The sequence below is a fragment of the Cryobacterium sp. PH31-AA6 genome (genome assembly GCF_030063195.1).
In the GTDB taxonomy this organism is placed as follows: domain Bacteria; phylum Actinomycetota; class Actinomycetes; order Actinomycetales; family Microbacteriaceae; genus Cryobacterium.
On sequence record NZ_JASISS010000008.1, the window covers coordinates 16191 to 39166 of the forward strand.

The following is a 22976-nucleotide window of genomic DNA, read 5'->3' on the forward strand; positions in this document are numbered from 1 at the left end:
GGGAATGATCTTTAAGCAGCCTTTCAGCCGCCGAGACCTCTTGAAGTTCGCCGGCGGCGCGGTGGCCGTCGTCGGCACCGGCATCTGGGCGGGCAACGTGCTCATGCCCGAAGCCGCCATTGCGGCCCTCGGGGATCCCGACCTCTACCTGGCCGGGACCGACGGCTGGATCTACCTACCGAAGACCCCGGCCATCCCGCCATTCCACCCCGACGTTCTGGCCCCGGGTCTACTCACGACCTACATCTTCGGGTTCCGCGAAGTCACCGGTCTGACCGACATTCAGGTGTCGAACCAGCAGAACAAGGCCCAGCACTCCGCTCCGCTGTTCTGGGCCAACCAGTTCGACCCGGCCCACCCGGTCGACTTCACGGTGCAGCTGACCAACCTGGGCCTGGCGCTGCGGCCCGACCTGTTCGACGCCCACACCCTGCACTGGCACGGGTTCCGCAACGTGATCCCGTTCTTCGACGGCGAGCCGAGCGGTTCAGTGGCGGTGCGGACCGGACGCATCTTCACCTACGTGTACCGTCCCCGCGAGCCAGGGACCTACATGTTCCACTGCCACGTGGAGGACGTCGAGCACGTCCATATGGGCATGACCGGGCTGGTCTTCGTCCGCCCCCTGCAGGACGGCCAGACCCTCGCCGGACACACCAAGTTCCTGTACAACGACGGTGACGGCTCGACCGGCTTCGAGCGGGAGTTTGCGATGTTCCTCTCGGAGGTGTGGGCCGAGGCGCACTGGGCGGACGCTCACATCCAGCTGCCGGAGTGGAGCGACTACCGGGCCGACTTCAGCCTGCTCAACGGCCGGGTCTACCCCGACACCATCGCCCCCAACGCGCCCATCGATGCCGCGGCATCCACCCACCGTCTTGCTGTGGAGACCGACCCCGTGACCGGCGACCTGGTCGCCCCCGTCGGGCACCCCGAGCTGCAGTACCAGCCGCAGTCTTCGCTGGTGAACTGCAACGCCGGCGAGACGGTCGCGCTGCGGTTTGCCAACCTCGGATTCCGGGAACAGGCGATGACCCTGGCGGGGATCCGAATGCGCGTGGTCGGCCGTGACGCCACCCCGATGCGCGGGCGCGACGGCACCGACACGTCCTACGAGACGGAGACGATCAACATCGGCCCGGGCGAGAGCTTCGACGTGGTCTTCACCGCGCCGGGGCACACCGGTCCGGGGTACGACACGTACATGCTGTACAACCGCAATTACCTGCGGGCGAACAACCTGGCGCCGGGCGGGTTCGGCGGCCAGGCCACAGAGGTTCGAGTGTATGCGGCGGGTGGCGTGCCTGCGCAGGCCTATCCGAACGACTTGGGAGTGTGAGAGCCATGATGAGAGGTGACGCCGTGATGCTTTGGAAGGCCCGCAACCGGCGCCTGCGCCGGCCGACTCTGCTGGTCGCCCTGGCCCTGGTCGGCGCGACGATGACCACATTCGTCCCGGCGGCGACCGCCGAGACTCCGTCGCGGGTCGGCATCGCCTGCACCACCGGGGTCGGGGGAGGTGTCACCACTCCGATCTTCAACCTGACCACCAAGACCGGATACATCAGCCTGCCCGACGGCAACACGGCGTTCATGTGGGGGTACTCCAGCGGGTTCGACGGTTTCCAGCACCCCGGTCCGGTGCTCTGCGTCAACTCCGGCGACACGGTCACGGTGATTCTGCGCAACACGCTGACCGAGGCAGCCTCGATCGTCTTCCCCGGCCAGACCAACGTACTGGCCGACGGGATCCCGGCCCAACCCCAGCTCACCGGGGCCGGCGCGATCACGTCGCTGACCAACCCGGCCGCGGCCGGAGGCGGAACCGTCACCTACAGTTTCGTGGCCGGCGACCCGGGAACGTATTTGTACGAGTCGGGCACCAACCCCGAGAAGCAGGTCCGGATGGGACTGTTCGGGGCGCTGATCGTGCGTCCGTCGGTCGTGCCGGCGGGCGGCGCGGTTGGCTCGGCCGCGAGCGAGTACGCCAACAACCGGGCGGACAGCCGGTTCAACCCCGCCGAGGAGTTCATGGTGCTCCTGAGCGAGATCGACCCGTACCAGCATCAGGCCGTCGAGAACAACAAGAGCTTCAACCTGAACAACTATCACCCGCGTTACTGGCTGATCAACGGGCGGGGCTTCCCCGACAGCATCGCCGACAACGGTGCCAGTTGGCTGCCCACGCAGCCCTATGGCGCCCTCGCGCAGGTGGGTGAGTTCAACCGGGCAGACCCGGCGGATCAGCCGGGGATGGCTCGCTACCTGAACGTGGGCACCGAGGACTACCCGTTCCACCCGCACGGCAACAACGGCCTGGTCGTGGCTCGAGATGGTCGTGCTCTGGAGGGCCCGACCGGGGAGGACCTCTCGTTCGAGAAATTCGCCATCAACATTGGACCGGGTCAGACCTGGGACGTGATCTTCAAGTGGTATGACGCAGAGAGCTACTCCCCATCCAACCCGGTTCCGGTGACGGTTCCGCAGCTGGCGAACGAGTCGATCGGTGTCTTCTACAGCGGAAGTCCCTACCTCGGCACCAAGGAAACCCTGCCGCCCGGAATTCAGAGCGTGAACCAGTGCGGGGAGTACTACATCATCTCCCACAACCACGCCCTGTTCCAGATCACGTCCTGGGGCACGAACATGACCGGACCGATCACGTACATGCGGATCGATCCACCGACGCCCAACAACTGCGGCTGACCAGGAAGGCGTAGAGAGCCATGATTCCCAGGAAGAGCATGAAGAAAGCAACCTCCTCCATCGTGACCGGGCTGTTGGCCGGCGGAGGGCTGGCCGTGCTGGTGGCACTCCTCGTGCCGGCCACGGCCGCGCAGGCCGCGACCGTGGCGTGCACCTCACCCGGTGACCTGTACGCGGTCTCTGGATCCGCGACGCTCGGGACCCAGACGGTGAACGTCTGGGGCTACAGCACCACGGCTGCCGGCGTGACCCGTCCCGGTGGGCCAACGCTGTGTGTCAACGCCGGCGACACGGTCACGATCACACTGCACAACCAGCTGACCGAGAACACAGCCCTGCTCTTCCAGGGGCAGGAGATGGTCCCGGACCGGACCGGCGCGGCACCTGGCACAGCCACGTCGTACAGCTTCACGGCCAGCCGGCCCGGCACCTACCTCTACGAGGCGGGGCTCGTTCCCAACGGCCAGCACCAGGTGGCGATGGGCCTCTACGGCGCCCTGATCGTGCGTCCGGCGACGGCAAACCAGGCCTACGACGCGACGACCACCGCCTATGACGACGAGGCCGTCCTGGTGCTCAGCGAGATCGACCCGGCGCTCAACAACGCCGCCGATCCGGCGGCCTTCGACATGCGCAAGTACGCTCCCCGGTACTCCCTGATCAATGGGAAGGCACACCCGGACACCGACCCGATTGCGGCGACGGCCCCGGGCAACAAGGTACTTCTGCGCTACGTCAATGCCGGCAATCAGTACCACTCGGTGGCATCGCTGGGCGCCGAACAGAGGATCATCGCGCTCGACGGTAGTCCGCTGAACTTCTCTCGTCGCTACGTCGCCGAAACCTTCGGTCCGGGCCAGACCGCGGATGCCATTGTCACCACCCCGGCCGCGATCACCCAGTTGAACCGGTTGGCGATCTACGACGGCGGCCTGCTGCTGCACAACAGCAACACGGCCGGCATCGGTGGGATGCTCACCTTCGTCACGGTCCCCGCCAGCGGAGTTGTTGAACCCGACACCACCGGACCGGTCACCAGCGCCCTCGCCTACACGGCCGGCACCCTGAACGCGACGATCGACGACACCGCCACGGGCGGGTCGGCCATCGTCGGCGGCGAGTACTTCATCGACACGGTGACGGGCGCGGGTACCCCGATGACGGGCAGTGGCGCCGGCAGTGTGAGTGTCACCGCTGCGTTGATCATCCCGTCCGGTGAGCACATCGTCTACGTGCGTGGCCAGGACTCCGCCCTCAACTGGGGGGTCCTCAGCTCGGTGCTGGTCACCGGTGGCGACGCCACCGGCCCGACCACCAAGTCGCCGTCGCTGACGCCGAGCCTCACGAATGGTTCGGCTACCGCGGTCATCGCGGTGCACGCCACCGGGGACGACACCGCAACCGGCGGCTCGAACATCACCGCCGCCGAGTACTTCATCGACACCGTCGGCGCCGATGGTGCGGGAGCATCGTTGGCGGTCAACATTGCCGCACCCATCGCCAGCCTGGATGGCACGATCCCCGCCTCGACCTTGACCGCTTTGGCCGAGGGCACCCATCTCGTGTCGATCCACAGTCAGGACGCAGCCGGTAACTGGGGCGCCCCGACCACCATCATTCTGGTGATCGACAGGACCGCGCCCACCACGTCCGGCATCTCGGCAGCGCCGACACCCAACAACGGCACGCTGGCGTTCAACGGCGGCACCCCGGCCGTCCGGGTGACGGTTGGGAGCATGGCCGATCCGATCGTGGCCACGGTCAACAGCAACATCAGCGCGGCCGAGGCCTTCCTCGACACGGTCGGGGCAAACGGCGCCGGCATCGTCGTCCGGGCCACTGACGGTTCCTACAACAGCCCCGTGGAGGCCGGCTATGCCGACATCCCTCTGGCCACCGTCGCCCAGCTCGCGAACGGTAACCACACCATCTACGTCCACGCGAAGGACGCGGCCGGCAACTGGGGCCCGACGGCGACCACGACCCTGCTGATCGACAAGATCAAGCCTGAGGTCAGTCTCGTCAGCGCAACCCCCAACCCGACCCAGGGTGCCAGAACGGTGAACCTGACGGCGCAGGCAACGGACGGTCTCACGGCGGTCAGCCGCGGCGAGTGGTTCACCGGTGCCGACCCGGGCATCGGTAAAGCGACACCGATGACGGCCACCGGGACCGGCCCGTGGAGCCTGTCGACGCCGATCGACGTCGGCAGTTGGAGTGAGGGCGCATATACCCTCACGGTGCGGGCGCGGGACGCGGCCGGCAACTGGAGTGCGAACGCCTCCACTGTGCTCCAGGTGACCGCGCCGCTGTCCTTCTCGACCTTTGGGAACACCAACCCGCCCGGCGTGCTCGGCACGGCCGATGATGCCGACATCTACGACTGGAGCGGCACCGCCTTCAGCCGGGCGATCGACGTCAGCGCCCCGCCGTACAACCTGCCGGGCAATGCCAACGTCGATGGCTTCGACCGGGTCGATGCCACCCACTTCTACCTCTCCTTCACCGGCCAGGTGAACGTGCCCGGCCTCGGGAACGTGCAGGACGAGGACGTGGTGTTCTACAACGCGGGCACCTGGTCGCTCTACTTCGACGGCAGTGTGCACGGTCTGGGCGGCAACAACAACCTGGACCTCGACGCGATCAGCGTCGTCGGGACAACGCTGTACTTCTCCACCCTGGGCAACTCAAACCCGCCCGGAGTGGGAGGTGCCGCCGACGACGCCGACATCTACGGCTGGAACGGCACCGCCTATAGCCGAGTAATCGACGCCAGCGCCGCGCCCTACAGTCTGCCGGGCAACGCCAACGTGGACGGATTCGTACGGCTCGATGACACCCATTTCTATCTGTCATTCAGTGCGACCAACACGACGGTGCCGGTTCTGGGCGCGGTTCAGGATGAGGATGTCGTCTACTTCAACGCGGGCAGATGGTCGGTTTTCTTCGACGGCACCGCGCACGGCCTCACCGCCGACAACCTCGACGTGGACGCCTTCGATGTCCCGTAGCAACGTCCGTCGGCAGGCCGGTAACCCCGGCAGGCCGGCTGGCGGAAGGAAGGCGACACCGTGATCACCGATATTCTGCCCGAGTCGAACACTGAGACCGGCACTGAAACCGGCACTGAAGCGGCCCCACAGCGACCCGGCCGCGGCCGGTTGATCGCGATCGTCGTGGTGGCCGTCCTTCTGCTCGGGGCAGGTGCCGCACGCGCCTGGTGGCCGGAACAGAAGGCCGACGTTCGCGCGGGAACCACGGCGGTCACGGCCGAGGGCATGGCCGCTCGCTACGGCATCAACGTCAACCTGATCGGCGTGACGGCGGCCGGCGGACTGATCGAGTTCCGCTACCAGGTCGTCGACCCGGACAAGGCCGACCGGATGATGCAGGACACCACGCTGCTTCCGATCGTGGTCGTCGAGGACTCCGGAGCGACCATGGTCATCTCCAGGCCCCACCACGCCGTCGATCCCCAGCTCGGCGGAACCTACTTCTTCCTGTTCGCCAACGCCCACAACGCCATCCATGCCGGGTCGCAGGTGACCCTGGTGATGGGAGACGCTCGGCTCGAGCACATCGTGGCCCAGGGATGACCCGGCGCCGGCTCCGGGCGGGGAGCCGCGTGACCGCGATCCTGCTGGCCGCCATCGTCCTGCTCCTGTTTGGGGCATCGCCGGCTTGGGCCCACGGTGGGCTCGAGCGCTCCGACCCTCCCAACGGCGGGGTGGTGGCCGTCGGCAGAACCGCCCTCACCCTCTGGTATACGGAAGCCCTCGCCGCCAGCGCCAGCACCTTCGACCTCCAGACCACGGACGGTGTGCGGGTGGCCGTGACGGCATCCGTGTCCACAACGGACGGCGGGGGCATCGTTCGGCTCAGTACCAGAGCCCTCGCGAAGGGAACCTATCGGCTGGACTGGAGGGTGCTTTCTGCGGAGGACGGTCACTCATCCAGCGGGACGGTGCTGTTCGGCGTCGGGGCACGCCCCGAGGTCGTTTCTTCCTCCGGCGCGGGAATCCCGGATGCTCCAGGACTGCTGCTTCGCTGGATCGACCTCTCTGCGATCATGCTCGTGATCGGCGCGTTGGCCGTCTCACGTCGCGTCTTCGTTTCGATGGGCGAGATGGGGGTCATTCTCCGCCGGCGCGCGATTTTCATCGGAGTGCTGGCTGCCGGCGTCGCGGTCGTCTCCGGAGCACTCACCCCGTTTCTGCTCACCCCGCGCGGCGGGAGTTCGCTCGGGTCCTGGTACGACGCCACCTGGGTCACCCTGACCGTCACGCCATGGGGCCACCTGTGGCTGGCGCGAGAGATCGCGCTCGTGGTCACGGCGGGCGCCCTGTTCTGGTCGACTCGTTCGAGTCGCGCCGGCCGGTGGGTGCGGATAGCTGCCATCGCCCTGGCCGCAGTCGTCGGCCTGGAGGCGTGGGCCGGTCACGCTTCGACTCTGCCCAGCCGATCCGCTGTGGCTGCCTTTGCCTCCGCTTCCCACCTCGTCGCCGCTGGAGTATGGGCCGGCGGCCTCACCATCCTCGCCATCTGCCTGATCCCCCTGATGCGCCGCAATCGGGCCACACGTGGTCCGATCCTGGCTTCGGCGTGGCGTGCCTTCAGCCCGATGGCGGCGGTCGCAACCGTGGTCCTGCTGGCGTCCGGACTCTACGAGGCGGGTCGTCACCTCCCCGACCTGACCTCCGTGGGCTCGACCATCTACGGCGGCACCGTCGCGGGAAAACTGGTCCTGGTCGGCGTGGCACTGGCCATTGCCGGGATCAACACGCTGCTCGTCAATCCCCGGCTGGCCGCTCGGGTGGGACTCCTGCTCGGCAGACCCGTGGGCTGGGCACCGGTGCCGCTGCGCCGATTCAGCACCATTGTGGCCGCTGAGGTCCTCATCCTGGCCGTCGCGGTGGGTGGGGCGAGCCTGCTCACCACGGTTCCCACGGCCAGGGACATCGCCACGGCGACGAGGCAGACTGCCCCCCACACGTCCACCGTCGATGGCCTCTTCGTCACCGTTGAGCAGCTGGCCGCCGGGCCGGCTCAGAGTCGCCTGATCGTGCGGGTCCGTTCGATCGTCAAGCTGGAGCAGGCACCCGTCACCGTGGTCTCGGTCACCCTCGCCGGCCCGACCGGGACGATGACCAGCGTGCTACTCGAGCGGATCGAGCCCGGCCGATACGAGACAGAGACGGCCAAACCGACTCCCGGCGTCTGGCAGGCATCCGTGGCCATGCAACGGGACGGCCTCCCAGCCGCGGTCACGCAGGTCGGCTGGACCGTCGACGCCGCGAGCCCCGAAGGCCCCAGCGTGCTTGAGGTCGTGACCTCCGTTCTGGCCATCCTGCTGCTCGCCGCGATGCTGGGCGCCGTCGGCTTCACCCGCCGCCAGAAGAACGCCCTGAGGCCGACAGCACGCCGTCCTGTCCTGGCATTGACTGAAGAAAGTGGGAGCCGACGATGAGGAAGACACTCGCCGTGACCGCGTTGGTCGGGCTGTTGGTGGCGGGGCTCGCCCCGGCGGCGTCGGCACGAACCGGCATCACTTCGGGGACCGGCAGGCCGACCCCCGGTGTTCAGTCGGTCCTCGCCTCCGTTCCTCCCGGCGAGATGACCACCGTGGTCGTGACCCTGCGCGACCAGACCGACCTGAAGCGCGTCAGGGGTGCTACCCGTGCGGCGCGTCAGAAGGGCGCAATTCAGGAGCTGACGGCCACGGCGAATGCCTCGCAGGCGCCGATCCGAGCCCTGTTGCGCGTCCGGGCGACCCAGGGCAGGGTCGCCCGGATCACACCGTTCTGGGTCATCAACGGAATGTCGGTGACCGCCACCGCGGACGTCATCCAGGAGCTGGCGGCGCGCGCAGACGTTGCAAGCATCACCCCCGACCAGGTCGCGGTGGTGCCTGCCGTGACGGTCCCGGAAGCCAACATCGCCCAGGTCAGCGCTCCGGCCCTGTGGGACCTGGGCTTTTCCGGGCAGGGCGTGGTGGTGGCGAGCCTGGACAGTGGCGTGGACGGATCGCATCCGGACCTCGCCGGGCGATGGCGTGGTGGCACAAACAGCTGGTACGACCCATACGGCGAGCATCCCCTCACCCCCACTGACCTCTCCGGCCATGGAACGGGGACCACCGGTGTGATCGTCGGCGGCGACGCGGGCGGCACGTCGATCGGGATGGCCCCCGGCGCGAAATGGATCGCCGCAAAGATCTTCAACGACAGGGGCACGGCCACAGCCACGGCGATCCACCAGGCATTCCAGTGGGCGCTGGACCCCGACCACGATCCGAACACACCGGACGCTCCCCAGATCGTGAACGGGTCCTGGTCGATCGGTGCCGGTCCCGGCTGCGACCTCTCGTTCCAACTGGACCTGCAGGCGTTGCGCGCGGCCGGGATCCTGCCCGTCTTCGCCGCCGGAAACTACGGTTCGGGTGGTGCGACCAGCGTCAGTCCGGCCAACTACCCGGAGGCTCTGGCCGTCGGCGCGGTCAACGGCAGCGACGTGATCTACTCGTCCAGCAGCCGCGGGCCATCCACCTGCGGCGGGCGGACTGGGATCTTCCCTGACCTCGTCGCGCCAGGCGTCAACATCCGCACCACCGACGGCTACGGCCTGTATCAGACGGCCTCTGGAACGTCGATGTCCGCACCGCAGGTCACCGGAGCACTGGCCCTGCTGATGGGTGCGATCCCCGGGCTCTCCGTGGACCAGTTGCAGGCCGCTCTCACCGGCACCGCCGTCGACCTCGGCACCTCCGGTCCGGACACCGCGTATGGTAACGGCCGGCTGAACGTTCTCGCCGCATACCAGTTGCTCAGGGGACAGCAGGACTTCGGAGTGGCGCTTACGCCGACCGAAGCCAGTTCGGTCCCCGGAGGCAGCGTGACGTACACCGTGCAGGTCACCCGGGCCTACGGCTTCGGCGGTGACATCTCCTTGTCGCTGTCCGGCCTGGGTGCGGCGCAGGCGGCCTGGACCTTCACCCCGGCGGTCTTACCCGCGGGCTCGAACACCTCCCAGCTGCTGGTGTCCCCGTCGTCGGCGATTCCTCTCGGCGGCTACCCGTTGACGGTCACGGCCGGCAGCGGCACCATCAGCAGAACCGCCACAGCCACTCTCACCATTACAGCGCCCAACGCTGGGGACCTCACCGGTCCGGCAACCACAAACCTCACCCTGACTCCGAGTCCCACCAACGGTTCGGCCGACGCCAGTCTGCACGCCACCGGCGACGACACCGCGAGCGGGGGCTCCAACATCGCGGCCGCCGAGTACTTCACCGACACCGTGGGCGCCGATGGGACGGGGACGGCGATGACCGTGGCCGCTGCCGCACCGACAGCCGGCCTGTACGCCACGATTCCCGCGGCGACCGTGAACACGCTGGCCGACGGCAGCCATGCCGTCTCCGTTCACACCCGGGACGCAGCCGGCAACTGGGGCCCGATGGCGACCACGAGCCTCCTGGTCGACAAGAGCGGACCCTCGGTCAGCGCGGTCACGGCCACGCTCAACCCGACCCTGGGTGCCACCTCGGTGAACCTGACGGCGCAGGCGACGGATGGTCTCACGGCAGTCAGTCGCGGCGAGTGGTTCACCGGCGGTGACCCGGGGGTGGGCAACGCGACACCGATGACGGTCACCGGTACCGGTCCGTGGAGTCTGGTCTCGACCCCGATCGACGTCAGCGGGTGGAGCGATGGCGCGTACTCCCTCACGGTGCGGGCCCGCGACGCGGCCGGCAACTGGAGCGTGAACGCCTCCACCGTGCTCCAGGTGAGCGGCCCGTTGTCGTTCTCGACATTCGGGAACTCCAACCCTCCGGGCGTGGGAGGCACGGCCGACGACGCGGACATCTACGACTGGAGCGGCACCGCCTTCAACCGGGTCGCCGACGCCAGCGCTGCGCCGTACGGCCTGCCGGGTAACGCCAACGTCGATGGTTTCGACCGGGTCAGCCCCACGCAGTTCTACCTGTCGTTCAGCGCGGCCAATACGACTCTGCCGGGCCTGGGAGCGGTTCAGGACGAGGACGTCGTGTTCTACGACGCCGGCACCTGGTCGGTGTTCTTCGACGGCACCGCCCGCGGACTGACTGCGGCGAACCAGGATCTGGATGCGATCAGCGTCGTCGGCGGAACCCTGTTCTTCTCGACGGTCGGGAACACAAACCCACCCGGTGTCACCGGGGCGGCCGACGATGCGGACATCTACAGCTGGAACGGCAGCGCATTCGCCCGGGTGTGGGATGCCTCCGCAAACGGATTGGCGGCCGGCGCCAACCTCGATGGCCTCGTCAGGGTCGACGCCACCCACTTCTACCTGTCCTTCAGTGCCGACACAACGGTGCCGGGCCTGGGAGCGGTGCAGGATGAGGACGTCCTGTACTACAACGCGGGCACGTGGTCGGTTTACTTCGACGGCACCGCTCACGGCCTCGGCGCCTCCGGAAACCTCGACGTGGACGCCTTCGATCTTCCGTAGCCATCTACCTCGGATGGCGTCTTGACTCCGCGTGGCTAGACCCGACTGAGCGTGGCCACAACGGTGGCGCCTTCGCCGGCGTGGGAGGTGATCCAGAGGTCGCCCCCCACCACCCGCACGGTGTCCCGCATGATCCGAAGGCCCAGGTGCCCGTCGGGCGAGGCGCTTTCCGGATCGAAGCCGCGACCGTCGTCGCGCACCGTCAGCACGGTGCGCTCGCCGTCCTGGGTGAGGGTGAGTTCGACGGCGCCGGCACCGGCGTGCTTCACCGTGTTGGTGAGCGCTTCCCTTGCCACACGGTAGAGGAGTGCCGCACGGTCCTGATCGAGGTCGATCCTTTCCGGCATGGACACGGTGGCCTCGACTCCCTGGTCGGCCAGAGGATCGGTCAGTCTCAGCAGGGCCTCGGCCAGGCCCAGCCGGGCGAAGTCGGGTGGATACAGTTCGGTCGTCATCGCCCGGAGCGTGCCGAGATTGCGTTGCAGGATCGAGCGCGCCCGACCGAACAGCGGGCGCTCGCCCGGCGGCCCGTGGGCCTCTTCCGCCTCGAAGGAGTAGGAGAGCCCGGAGAGGTCCTGAATGACCTCGTCGTGCAGTTCCCTGGCGATCCGTCCGCGTTCGAGGTCCGAGGCCACAATCGCATGCTGCAGCAGTCGTCGACGAGACACCTGCTCGCCCTGGATGCGCCGGGCCAACCGGATCGCCGGCAGGAGCTGTCCCAGCTGCAGGGCGATCAGCGACAGTGCGAAGGCCGGGATGATTTCCCGGAGGAGCGCCAGCTGTTCGGCGTGCACGGCCTCGTCGTCGAAGTAGGCCTCGAAGATGAGTGGCCGACCCGAGGCATCCATCGCGCGCACGTTGATCTCCAGAAGCTCGCCCAGGGCGGAATCCTGCTCGTTGTCGGCCCGGCGTTCGGTGCGAACCGACGCGCGGTCGGTGCCTCCGGCGAGCAGGTCCGTGCTCCAGTCGGGGAGCGGGAATGTTCGACCGATCAGTGACGGAAGGTCGGAGTAGATGACACGCCCGGTGGGATCCCAGACTTTGACTCGCAGGACGTAGTCGCCGGCCACCCAGCGGGCGAGCCGGTCGTCGAGCCTGCGCAGGGCGGCGGGGTCGCCGGCCAGGAGTTCGTCGGTGATGAGCGGAGCGACCGCGTGGTCGGCGAGCTCGTGGGTTCGTTGGACGGCGGAAGCCAGGGTATGCCGCTCAGCCTGGCCGCGGATCCACAGCGCGACCGGTACGGAGATCGCCACGAGCGTGACCAGCCCGATCAGCAGGAACCGGGTGACGGCGGAGCGCACCTCGGAGCGTGCGACGGACCCGTCCTCGTCGTGGAGTGATGCGTGGGCCGGATAAATCGGCGGCCTGGACACGCCTGGAATCCGCGGCTCAGGCATCTCAACGTTCGCCGACCAGGCCAAGCCGTGTCGCGCTGACGACCGCCTCGAGCTGTGAGTGCGCCTCGAGCTTCGCGAGGATTGACTTCACGTAGCCGCGGCAGGTGTTCTCCGAAATACCCAGAGAGCGAGCGTTGGCCCGCACATCGTTCCCTTCCGCCATCAAGCGCAGCACCTCGAGCTCGCGCCGGGTGAGGGCCTGCATCGAGTGCCGGTCCTCGTACCGCCGCCACTGCGCGTTCAGGTGGGCGACCAGCGACGGATGCACCAGGAACCCGCCTGGCCGGGCGTTGCGGATGGTGCCCAGCATCCCGGCCAGCGACCCGTCCTTCGGAAGGAAGGCGCAGATCCCGATGGTGGCGGCCTGTTGCAGGGCCTCGGGAGTCGGATCGCCTGTCAGCATCACGATCCTGGTTGCCGGAGACTCGGCCAGGATCAGCGCGGCGACGCTCAGGCCGCTGACGTCGGGCAGATGGTAGTCCAGAACGACAAGGTCGGGGTTCAACGCTCGGCAAAGCTCGATCGCGCGACGACCGCTGTCGGCCGAGCCGACGGTGCACAGGTCCGGTTCGCGATCGAGAGCGTCCATCAGAAGCTCGGTGAAGGTCGTGTGGTCGTCGACGATGAGGATCCGGATCATGTCACTCCGTGGGCGGGGGAGTCGGTGGCGCGGGTCTGCTAGCTGCTGTGGTGCTGTTCGCGCCCTAATTCGGGGTCGGGGCGTCTGGCTTGAGTATGCTCGCGGTCGGGGGCGCTCACCAGCGCCACCACCACCCCCAGTTCAGGTACTAGCGGAGGCGGCGTTCTGGTGCCGTGGCCCGGCACTACCCCGCAACGCCGGCTCGGCAGGGTCCCGGCCGGCACTCCGGTCAGCGCAGCGGACCGGTGACGGAGGCCGCGGCATCCGTCACCGCACCCGACGCCACCAGCCCGACGACGGCCTCGATCTCGGGGGAGAGGAACCGGTCATGGCCCGGGCCCGCGGCCACGGTCCGAACCAGGTCGCGCACGGCGCCGGTCGCCGCCCCCGGCAGCACGGGGGCGCGAAGGTCGAGCGAGCGGGCCGCGGTCATGATCTCGATCGCGAGCACCTGTTCGAGTCCGGCGAGGGAGTGGCGCAGTTTGCGGGCAGCTGCCCAGCCCATCGACACGTGATCCTCCTGCATCGCCGACGACGGAATCGAGTCGACGGATGCCGGCACCGCCAGCCGCTTGAGCTCCGACACGATCCCGGCCGCGGTGTACTGCGCGATCATCAGCCCGGAGTCGACTCCGACCTCGTGCGCCAGGAAGGGGGGCAGGCCCTTGTTGCGGTTCGCGTCGAGGTGGCGGTCGGTGCGCCGTTCGCTCATGCTCGCGACATCGGCCGCGGCGATCGCGAGGAAGTCGAGCACGTAGCCGACCGGGGCGCCGTGGAAGTTGCCGTTGGACGCCACCCGGCCGTCGAGCGCAACGACGGGGTTGTCGACCGCGCTGGCCAGTTCGCGGCCGGCGATCAGCGCGGCGTGGTCGGCGGTGTCGCGGGCCGCGCCGTGCACTTGAGGGGAGCAGCGCAGCGAGTAGGCGTCCTGCACGGTCGGGTCATCCGGTCCGGCGTGGCTGGCGAGCAGCGGGGAGCCGGTCAGCAGCGCGCGCAGGTTGCCCGCGCTCGCGGCCTGGCCCAGCTGGGGGCGGAGAGCCTGGAGGTCGGCGGCGAAGGTCGCATCCGTGCCGAGGAGGGCCTCGACGCTCATCGCGGCGGCGATGTCGGCGGTCGTGAGCAGGCGGCCGAGGTCATCGAGCGCGAGCACGAGCATGCCGAGCATGCCGTCGGTGCCGTTGATCAGGGCGAGGCCCTCCTTCTCGGCGAGCACGACGGGCGTGATGCCGGCCGCGGCGAGGGCGGCCTGGCCGCTCATCGGCGTGCCGGTCGCGTCGCGTACCCGGCCCTCGCCCATCACCGCGAGGGCGCAGTGGGCGAGCGGGGCCAGGTCGCCGGAGCAGCCGAGCGAGCCGTACTCGTGCACCACCGGGGTGATTCCGGCGTTGAGCACGGCGGCGTAGGTCTCCGCGGTGACCGGGCGCACGCCCGTGCGGCCGGTCATCAGGGTCGACAGCCGCAGCAGCATGAGCGCGCGCACCACCTCGCGCTCCACCTCCGGTCCGCTGCCGGCCGCGTGCGAGCGCACGAGGCTCGCCTGCAGTTGGGCGCGGCGGTCGCTGGTGATGAAGGTCGTGGCCAGGGCTCCGAATCCGGTGGAGATGCCGTAATGCGGATTGACGTCGCTGGCGAGACCGTCGATGATCCGCCGAGTCGCGGCGACGCCCTCGAGCGCGGTCGGGTCGAGCACGATCGGGGCGTCCAGGCGGGCCACGGCGACGAGGTCGGCGAAGGACACCGGTCCGGCGCCGACTCTGACAACCTGGGGTCCGGTTGCTGCGGGAGTGGCGACGGCGGGGCTGGCGGCTGCGGGGCTGGCGGCTGCGGGGCTGATGGTCATACTCCGATTGGACACCAGCCCGAGCGCTCCCACCACTCGTTTAGACTTGCTGCTGTCCGGTATGCCGGACAGTTGCGCACGGGTTGCGGGGAAGGTCCGCGGCGAGAAGCAAGGGAGTCCGGATGGCCGGGTCGAAGGTGCCGGCGGCGGAGGCGACGCTGCGGATCCTGTCCCACCTGGCCGTGCAGCGCGGACCGGTGCCGGCCTCGGCGATCGCCTCGGCGCTCGGCCTGCCCCGATCGACCGTCTACGACCTCCTGGCCGTGCTCGCCGACCAGGGCTTCGTGCTCCACCTGCCGGAAGAGCGTCGCTACGGGCTGGGCGTCGCCGCCTTCGAGCTCAGCTCCGGCTTCTCCAGGCAGCAGCCGCTCTCCCACCTCGGCCGTCCGTTGATCGCCGCCCTCGTCGACCGGATCGGCGAGAGCGCGCACCTCGTCGTGCTGCACGGACGCGACGTGATCTACCTGATCGAGGAACGCGCCCCGCGCCGGCCGTCGCTCGTGACGGATGTCGGTGTGCGCCTGCCGAGTCACCTCACCGCGAGCGGGCGGGCCCTTCTCGCCGCGCTGCCGCCCGCGCAGCTGCGGGCCCTGTACCCCAACGCGGCGGCGTTTGCGACCCGGGACGGGCAGGGCCCGAGCACGTCCGGTGAGCTGCGGCGTCTGCTTGACCGGGTGCGCGAGGACGGCTTTGCTCAGGAGGACGGCGAGATCACGGCGGGAATGGCCTCCGTCGCCGTCGCGGTGCGGGACCACGCCGGCTGGCCGGCCGCCGGCATCGCCGTCACCTTCCCCCGGGAGCGGATCGCCCCTGCGGAGTGGCCGGCCCTCGCCGCCGAGCTGGCCGGCACCGCCGCGGAACTCTCCCGCCGCATCCGGGGCCGCCCGGGTGCCTGATCGTCGGCACCCGCTCGCCCGCGCTCGCTCACCCGCTCGCCCGCGCTCGCTCACCCGCTCGCCCGCGCTCGCTCACCCGCTCGCCCGCGCTCGCTCACCCGCTCGCCCGCGCTCGCTCACCCGCTCGCCCGCGCTCGCTCGCCGCGCCCTCGCTCGCGGCCCGCGTTGGGGAAGCGGGCACGCGGTATACCGCGTGCCCCGAGCGCAAGGGCGGGCCGCGAGTGTCGCTCGGTGCGACCCGGGGCGTCCGCGCGAGCATTGCGCCCGAGGCGAGGCGGGCGGGGCGGAGCCGCTAGTCGCCGAGGGCCTCGTGCAGGAACGCGGCGACCCGCCGGCGCATGGCCTCGTCGAGGATGCCGATCGAGTGCACCGAGCCCGGAACGGCGACCAGCTCGTGCTCGATGCCGAGTCGTTCGAGGTTCGCGGCGAGCCGGGTGGCCTGGGCCAGCGGGATGAATTCCTTCCCGGACTGGCCGATGAAGACCGGCGGGTCGGTGCGGTCGAGCTGCCGGGTCGGCGATGCGGTGATGGCCTGTGGGCAGTCGGCGAGGGATGTGCAGCCGAGGTAGCGGAGCACGAGGTCCTGCAGGCGCTGCGAGGACCCGTCGGCGGCGAGGCCCTGCCCGGTCAGGTCGGTCGGGCCGGAGAGTTCGGCAACGGCGGCGACGCGCGATCCCTCGGTCAGTGAGCCGGAACCGCGGGTGCCGAGCAGCAGGGCGAGGTTGCCGCCGGCCGACCCGCCGAAGGCGCCGACCCGGGCCGGGTCGATGCCGAACCGTGCCGCATTGTCGGGCTGCCGGATCCATTCCACCGCCGTGGCGAGGTCGTCGATCGCGGCCGGGAACACGGATGCCGGGGCGAGGCGATAGTCGACCGAATAGGCGACGAACCCTTCGGAAGCGAGCCATTCGCAGACGCCGCGCCAGTCATCGTTGGCCTTGTCGCCGCGCGTCCAACTGCCGCCGTGCACGGACACGACCGCCGGCAGCAGCGCGCTCGCCGGGGTCCCGGGGACCGACCCGGCGGGCGAGCACACGTCGAGGGCGAGGGGGGTGCCGTCGGCCGAGGTCGTGTAGACGACGTCGGGCGTGACCGTCACATCGGCCGGTGCGGTGAACGTGCGGATGCCGACGATCGGTTTGCTCACGGCCCCCACCGCGCCGCCCGTCGCCGCGGCGATCGTCGAGTCGGGGACCGTTGTGCCAGAGTGCAGCCCGGCAAGTCCCGCCGTACCGACGAGGGCGACGACGAAGACGGTCAGGACCGTGAGCAGGCGGGCGCGCCGCGTACCGAATCGGGTCTGGGGAAGGCGGGGATTCACGTGTGCTCCGAGTGCGGGGGTATGCCCTGAGACTAGATCGTCCGCGGCCCGGCGGCCAAGTCCTTCGCGAGGCAGACGCTGAACTCCTCGCCCACGTACTGACCGAATTGGGCGATCTCCCGGTAGCCGCACTCCCGGTAGAACGCCAGGGCGGCCTCGTGCAGCGGCCCGGTCTCCAGCACGACCCGACGGATGCCGGCGGCCGCCGCATCCGCTTCGGCCCGCGAGAGCAGGCGGCGGGCGATGCCGAGGCCGCGAGCGTCCGGGTCGACGAACATGCGCTTCAGCTCGGCGGTGCCGTCGGCCTGGCTCACGAGCGCGGCGATGCCCAGGGCCCGGCCCGACTCGTCTCTCGCCGCATAGAAGGAGACGCCCGGCGCTTCGAGCTCCTCGACGCTGAGCAGGAAGTTGCTTTCGGGCGGGTAGAGGGCCTGCGCATATTCCGCGCTCTGGCGCAGCAGGGCGGCGATCCCGGCCCGTCTGGGCGACTCGATCGCAATGGTCGTCGACATGAAAACAGACTAGACGGAGAAAGTGGTCCGTGACTTTACGGCATCGATCGGGTAACGTAGGTAAGTCGGCTCTTGACACCGCGCAATTTTTACGTGTGCGCGGATGGGTTTGTAAGTCAGGATGGGCCGGTTTCCCAGTAATCCGCTGGTGAAAAATCACTGTATGTGAACGGCCCCGGCCATAGACTGCCCGGGTTCTCAGGTTGCGTCGCGCATGTGCGTCGTCGTTCTGCCATGTACTCAACACAACCCAGGAACTTTTCTATGCCTAATAGCAAGAATCCGGCCGTCGGCCGTTCGAATAAGAATTTCGATCCGAAGTACTCCGCCAAGAGCGGCCCCTCACGCGGCGGCAGCAACCCGGGCAGCAAGAGCCCCGGACACCGCGGCCACCACGACGATGCCGCGGCGCCGAAGAAGGCCCGCTGGAACGCCGGAGAGCGCGCTGACCGCGCCGCCGGCCGCCCCACCAACGACCGTCCGGCCTACGGCAACGCCCGTCCGGCCACCGGCCAGCGCTCCGAGCGTCCCGCCTACGGCGACCGCCCGAACCGCGGCGACCGCCCCGCGTACAACAACGACCGTCCGGCGTACAACAACGACCGCCCGCGAAACGACCGTCCGGCGTACAACAACGACCGCCCGTCGTACAACGGCGCCCCGCGCAACGACCGCCCGACGCACAGCAACACCGAGCGTCCGGCCTACGGCGACCGTGCGCGCAACGACCGCCCGGCGTACAACAACGACCGCCCGGCGTACAACAACGACCGCCCGTCGTACAACAATGACCGTCCGGCTCGCACCGAGCGTCCGGCATACGGCGACCGCGCGCCGCGCACGGACCGTCCGGCCTACAACAACGACCGTCCGCGCACGGACCGTCCCGCGTACAACAACGACCGTCCGCGTACGGATCGTCCCGCCTACAACAACGACCGTCCGTCCTACGGTGACCGTGCGGCTCGCACCGAGCGTCCGGCATACGGCGACCGTGCTCCGCGCACCGATCGTCCCGCCTACAACAACGACCGTCCGTCCTACGGTGACCGTGCGGCTCGCACCGAGCGTCCGTCCTACGGCGACCGTGCCCCGCGCACCGATCGTCCGGCCTACAACAACGACCGTCCGTCCTACGGTGACCGTCCGGCGCGCAGCGAGCGTCCGTCCTACGGTGACCGTCCGGAGCGCTCGCACTCCGACCGCCCGAACCGTTCACCCGACGACGGCGGCCACTCCAGCAACTTCTACCCGAGCCGCGACACCAAGGCGCACTTCGCCGCCGGTGACGACGTGGTGCTGGAGCGTCTCGAGGCCATCTCCACCACGGCAGCCGAAGTTGTCGGCGTGACCTTCGGTGACCTGGGCCTCGGCGAGAACATCGTCCGTGAGCTCGCGACCCTCGGTGCGGCCACCCCGTTCCCGATCCAGGCCGCGACCATCCCCGACGTCCTCGCCGGCCGTGACGTGCTCGGCCGCGGCAAGACCGGTTCCGGCAAGACCATCGCCTTCGGTGCTCCCCTCGTGGAGAAGCTGCTGGAGAACAACGGCGCCAAGGACCGCAAGATGGCGCGCAAGCCCCGCGCGCTCATCCTGGCGCCGACCCGTGAGCTGGCCCTGCAGATCGACCGCACCATCCAGCCCATCGCCCGCAGCGTCGGCCTCTTCACCACCCAGATCTACGGCGGCGTTCCGCAGTACCGCCAGGTCAGCGCCCTCCAGCGCGGCGTGGACATCATCATCGGCACCGCCGGCCGCATCGAAGACCTCATCGAGCAGGGTCGCCTCGACCTGTCCGAGGTTGTTGTCACCGTCCTCGACGAGGCCGACTACATGTGCGACCTGGGCTTCCTCGAGCCGGTTCAGCGCATCCTGCGTCAGACCAAGAAGGGCGGCCAGAAGCTGCTCTTCTCGGCCACCCTCGACAAGGGTGTCGCCCAGCTGGTCAAGGAATTCCTGACCAACCCGGCCGTGCACGAGGTCGCCGGTGAAGACCAGGCCTCCTCCACGATCGACCACCGCGTGCTCATGATCGAGCACCGTGACAAGAGCGCCATCATCGGCCAGCTCGTCGACCGCCAGGGCAAGACGCTGATCTTCAGCCGCACCCGTGCCTACGCCGAACAGCTCGCCGACCAGCTCGAAGACGCCGGCGTGAAGGCGACCAGCCTGCACGGCGACCTGAACCAGGCCCGCCGTACCCGCAACCTGCAGATGCTGACCAGTGGTCGCGTCAACGTGCTGGTGGCAACGGATGTCGCGGCTCGCGGAATCCACGTGGATGACATCGACCTGGTCATCCAGGCCGACGCTCCCGACGAGTACAAGACCTACCTGCACCGCTCCGGTCGTACCGGCCGCGCCGGCAAGTCGGGCACCGTCGTCACGCTCATCCCCAAGCAGCGTCGTCGTCGCATGGACGACCTGCTGGGCCGCGCCGAGATCGAGGCCAGCTTCACCACCGCGGCACCCGGCGACGCCGCGGTCCGCGAGCTCGCGGACAGCTGACCCGGGCTCTAACCAGCAGTCCCGAAGGGGCATCCACCGTCACGGTGGGTGCCCCTTCGGCGTTCCCCGGCCCGATCTCCCGCAGGGGTCGATCGGGTCACCGCCTGGGGAGCCGGGTCAGGACCCCGACGGAGCCGGCGCGGGGGTGTCGATGATCAGGTTCGTGATCCGCGCGGTGCAGAGCCTGCGGCCCTGGTCGTCGCTGATCACGATCTCGTGCGACGCGATCGTGCGGCCCAGTCGGATGGCCGTGGCCACCCCGGTCACGATGCCCTCCCGTGCCGAGAGGTGGTGGGTCGCGTTGATGTCGAGGCCGACGGCGCTCCGGCCGGGCCCGGCGTGGATCACTGCCGCCCACGACCCGAGCGCCTCGGCGAAGGCGACGGATGCTCCGCCGTGCAGCAGCCCGAACGACTGCCGGTTGCCCTCCACCGGCATCGTCGCCACCACACGCTGGGCGGACTGTTCGACGATCGTCACGCCCATCTTCAGGTCGAGCTCGCCGAGGGTGATCTTCCAGCTGTCGTTCACGATTCTCTTTCCGTTGTCGCGGTGGTCGAGCTGGTCGCGGTGGTCGAGCCTGTCGCGGTGGTCGAGCCTGTCGCGGTGGTCGAGCCTGTCGAGACCCGGAGAAAGCACCTTGCCCGCGAGTGGGAGAGTGCTTTCTCCGCAACTCAGCCCTTGTCGGTGGGCGGGGTGACGCGAAGGCCGTCGAGCGCGACGGCGAGCACGTCGTCGGCGAGCTGGGCGGCGTCTTCCGGGCCTTCCGGGCGGTACCACTCGGCGATCGAGTTGACCATGCCGAAGAGCAGCCGGGTCACGACGCGCGGGTCGATGTCTGCCCGCAGGGAGCCCTCGTCGCGCGCCTCGGTGACGAGGGTCGTCACGGCCCGGTCGAAGGCGCGGCGACGCGAGAGGGCCGAGCGTTCGACCTCGGTATTGCCGCGCACCCGCAGGAGCAGGGTCACATAGGGCAGTCGGTCGGTGAGCACCTGCACGGCCCCCCGCAGCACCCGGGCGAGTCGGTCGATCGCCGGTCCGACCGTGGCCTCCTCGTCGGTGAGCACGCCCTCGAGCCCGTCGAGGGCCTCGGCGAGGGCGAGTTCGAGCAGCTCATCCTTCGAGGTGAAGTGATGGTAGATCGCCGATTTGGACAGGGCGAGCCTGGTCGCGAGCACGCCCATCGAGGTGGCGTCGTAGCCGAACTCGATGAACGCGGCCACCGCCACCTCCAGGATGGCGCGCTGATCGTATCCGGGGCGGCCCCGCCGGGTGAGAGCGTTTTCTGACATTACGGAGAAGTCTCTCATGAGCCGGACGCGCCGCCGGGAGTGTCGTCAGCGCAGGTCGTAGACACGCTTGTGCTTGCCGGTGCTGCGCTCGAGCGTGCCGGGTTCGACGATCAGCACGCTCACACTCGAGCCGATCAGGTCCTTGATCCGGTGGATCAGCAGCGCGCTGGCGATGTCGGAGGCCGCATCGCTGGCGTGCTCGTGCCGTTCGATCCGGACGGTCAGCTCGTCCATCCGGTTCGGCCGGGTCAGCTCGATCACGAAGTGCGGCGACAGGCCCGGGATGCCGAGCACGATCTCCTCGATCTGGGTCGGGAACAGGTTGACCCCGCGCAGGATGATCATGTCGTCGTTGCGGCCGGTGATCTTCTCCATCCGGCGCATGCCGGGGCGGGCCGAACCGGGCAGCAGCCGGGTGAGGTCGCGGGTGCGGTACCGGATCACCGGGAACGCCTCCTTGGTCAGGGAGGTGAAGACGAGCTCGCCCTGGGTTCCGTCCGGGAGCACGAGCCCGGTGTCGCCGTCGATGACCTCGGGCAGGAAGTTGTCCTCCCAGAGGTGCGGGCCGTCCTTCGTCTCGATGCACTCGTTGCCGACGCCCGGGCCCATCACCTCGCTCAGCCCATAGATGTCCAGGGCGTCGAAGTCCAGGCGGTCCTCGAGTTCGAGGCGCATCTGGTTGGTCCACGGCTCCGCCCCGAGCACGCCGGCCTTGAGGCTCGAGCGGCGCGGGTCCATGCCGGCCGCGACCATCGCATCCGTGATCGTCAACAGATAGCTGGGGGTGGCCATGATGACGTCGGGCTCGAAGTCCTGGATCATCTTGACCTGCTTGTTGGTCTGGCCCCCGGACATCGGGATGGCTGTGGCACCGAGCGCCTCGATGCCCGCGTGCGCGCCGAGCCCGCCGGTGAAGAGGCCGTAGCCGTAGGCGTTGTGAACCCGCATGCCCGGCCGCACGCCGGAGGCGCGCAGGCTCCGCGCCACAAGCCCGGCCCACATCGCGAGGTCGTTCTTGGTGTAGCCGACCACGGTGGGCAGACCGGTGGTGCCGGAGGAGGTGTGGATGCGCGCAACCTGGTCCATCGGCACGGCGAACATGCCGAACGGGTAGGACACCCGCAGATCGTCCTTGGTGGTGAAGGGCAGAAGGTTGACGTCCTCAAGGGTGCGGATGTCGTCGGGGTGCACGCCGGCGGCGTCGAACTTGCGAGTGTAGAGGGGCACGTTCGCGTAGGCGAGGCGCACCGTCTTCTGCAGACGTCGGAGCTGCAGGGCCTGAATCTCGTCCCTGGACATTCGCTCCTCAGGATCGAGCTCGTCGAGCGCGGGGGCGTGCAGACGGGTCTTGGTCATCGTTGACATGGGGCC

The 22976-nt window shown here is 69.1% G+C and carries 16 protein-coding genes; 8 read left to right on the forward strand and 8 right to left on the reverse strand.

Going from position 1 to position 22976, the window contains the following annotated elements; all coding sequences use genetic code 11:
* Positions 1-4: 4 nt before the first annotated feature.
* Genes QMG61_RS07880 through QMG61_RS07905 form a run of 6 tightly spaced genes read left to right on the forward strand, consistent with a single transcriptional unit; the run spans position 5 to position 11199 of the window.
* Positions 5-1339 (forward strand): multicopper oxidase domain-containing protein, encoded by a 1335-nt coding sequence (locus QMG61_RS07880; RefSeq protein ID WP_283493792.1) that lies wholly within the window; start codon positions 5-7, stop codon positions 1337-1339.
* A gap of 26 nt (positions 1340-1365) precedes the next feature.
* Entirely contained in the window at positions 1366-2706 is a 1341-nt protein-coding gene (locus QMG61_RS07885) for a multicopper oxidase domain-containing protein (RefSeq protein WP_283493879.1), read from the forward strand.
* A 38-nt stretch (positions 2707-2744) separates the two neighbouring features.
* The gene (locus tag QMG61_RS07890; RefSeq protein ID WP_283493793.1) at positions 2745-5717 is read left to right on the forward strand and encodes a multicopper oxidase domain-containing protein; all 2973 of its coding nucleotides are present in this window, start codon (positions 2745-2747) and stop codon (positions 5715-5717) included.
* 60 nt (positions 5718-5777) lie between these two features.
* Positions 5778-6302, forward strand: coding sequence for a hypothetical protein (locus QMG61_RS07895; RefSeq protein WP_283493794.1), 525 nt, complete (start codon positions 5778-5780; stop codon positions 6300-6302).
* A 29-nt stretch (positions 6303-6331) separates the two neighbouring features.
* Entirely contained in the window at positions 6332-8173 is a 1842-nt protein-coding gene (locus QMG61_RS07900; RefSeq protein WP_283493795.1) for a copper resistance CopC/CopD family protein, read from the forward strand.
* Positions 8170-11199, forward strand: a complete 3030-nt coding sequence (locus QMG61_RS07905) for a S8 family serine peptidase (protein WP_283493796.1) — start codon at positions 8170-8172, stop codon at positions 11197-11199. Before QMG61_RS07900 ends, QMG61_RS07905 begins: the two co-directional genes overlap by 4 nt.
* A 35-nt stretch (positions 11200-11234) precedes the next feature.
* Here the strand turns inward: QMG61_RS07905 and QMG61_RS07910 are convergent, their stop codons facing one another.
* From QMG61_RS07910 to hutH, 3 genes are all read right to left on the reverse strand, one after another.
* Entirely contained in the window at positions 11235-12572 is a 1338-nt protein-coding gene (locus tag QMG61_RS07910; RefSeq protein WP_283493797.1) for a sensor histidine kinase, read from the reverse strand.
* A gap of 25 nt (positions 12573-12597) precedes the next feature.
* Positions 12598-13236 carry a response regulator gene (locus QMG61_RS07915; protein ID WP_283493798.1) on the reverse strand — a complete coding sequence of 213 codons (639 nt, stop codon included), beginning with the start codon at positions 13234-13236 and terminating at the stop codon, positions 12598-12600.
* A gap of 229 nt (positions 13237-13465) precedes the next feature.
* Complete coding sequence (gene hutH / locus QMG61_RS07920) at positions 13466-15076, reverse strand: histidine ammonia-lyase (protein WP_283493799.1); 1611 nt, start codon at positions 15074-15076, stop codon at positions 13466-13468.
* A 122-nt stretch (positions 15077-15198) separates the two neighbouring features.
* Between hutH and QMG61_RS07925 the strand changes: the two genes are divergently transcribed.
* Positions 15199-15972: an IclR family transcriptional regulator gene (locus tag QMG61_RS07925; protein ID WP_283493800.1), complete on the forward strand. Its 774-nt coding sequence runs from the start codon at positions 15199-15201 to the stop codon at positions 15970-15972.
* 292 nt (positions 15973-16264) lie between these two features.
* Here QMG61_RS07925 and QMG61_RS07930 read toward each other — a convergent pair whose 3' ends face one another.
* Together QMG61_RS07930 and QMG61_RS07935 are read right to left on the reverse strand one after the other, a co-directional pair.
* Positions 16265-17293, reverse strand: a complete 1029-nt coding sequence (locus tag QMG61_RS07930) for an alpha/beta hydrolase (RefSeq protein WP_283493801.1) — start codon at positions 17291-17293, stop codon at positions 16265-16267.
* 32 nt (positions 17294-17325) lie between these two features.
* A complete protein-coding gene (locus tag QMG61_RS07935) occupies positions 17326-17805 on the reverse strand; it encodes a GNAT family N-acetyltransferase (RefSeq protein WP_283493802.1) in 480 nt (159 codons plus the stop codon).
* Positions 17806-18069: 264 nt separating this feature from the next.
* On the opposite strand from QMG61_RS07935, the gene QMG61_RS07940 reads away from it, so the two are divergent.
* Entirely contained in the window at positions 18070-20313 is a 2244-nt protein-coding gene (locus QMG61_RS07940) for a DEAD/DEAH box helicase (RefSeq protein WP_283493803.1), read from the forward strand.
* A 117-nt stretch (positions 20314-20430) separates the two neighbouring features.
* Here QMG61_RS07940 and QMG61_RS07945 read toward each other — a convergent pair whose 3' ends face one another.
* The 3 genes from QMG61_RS07945 to paaK all read right to left on the reverse strand — a co-directional run bounded on the left by QMG61_RS07945 (position 20431) and on the right by paaK (position 22961).
* Positions 20431-20799: a PaaI family thioesterase gene (locus tag QMG61_RS07945; RefSeq protein ID WP_283493880.1), complete on the reverse strand. Its 369-nt coding sequence runs from the start codon at positions 20797-20799 to the stop codon at positions 20431-20433.
* Positions 20800-20987: 188 nt separating this feature from the next.
* Positions 20988-21605: a TetR/AcrR family transcriptional regulator gene (locus tag QMG61_RS07950; RefSeq protein ID WP_283493804.1), complete on the reverse strand. Its 618-nt coding sequence runs from the start codon at positions 21603-21605 to the stop codon at positions 20988-20990.
* Between the two features lie 45 nt (positions 21606-21650).
* Complete coding sequence (paaK, locus tag QMG61_RS07955) at positions 21651-22961, reverse strand: phenylacetate--CoA ligase PaaK (protein ID WP_502847021.1); 1311 nt, start codon at positions 22959-22961, stop codon at positions 21651-21653.
* Positions 22962-22976: the final 15 nt, after the last annotated feature.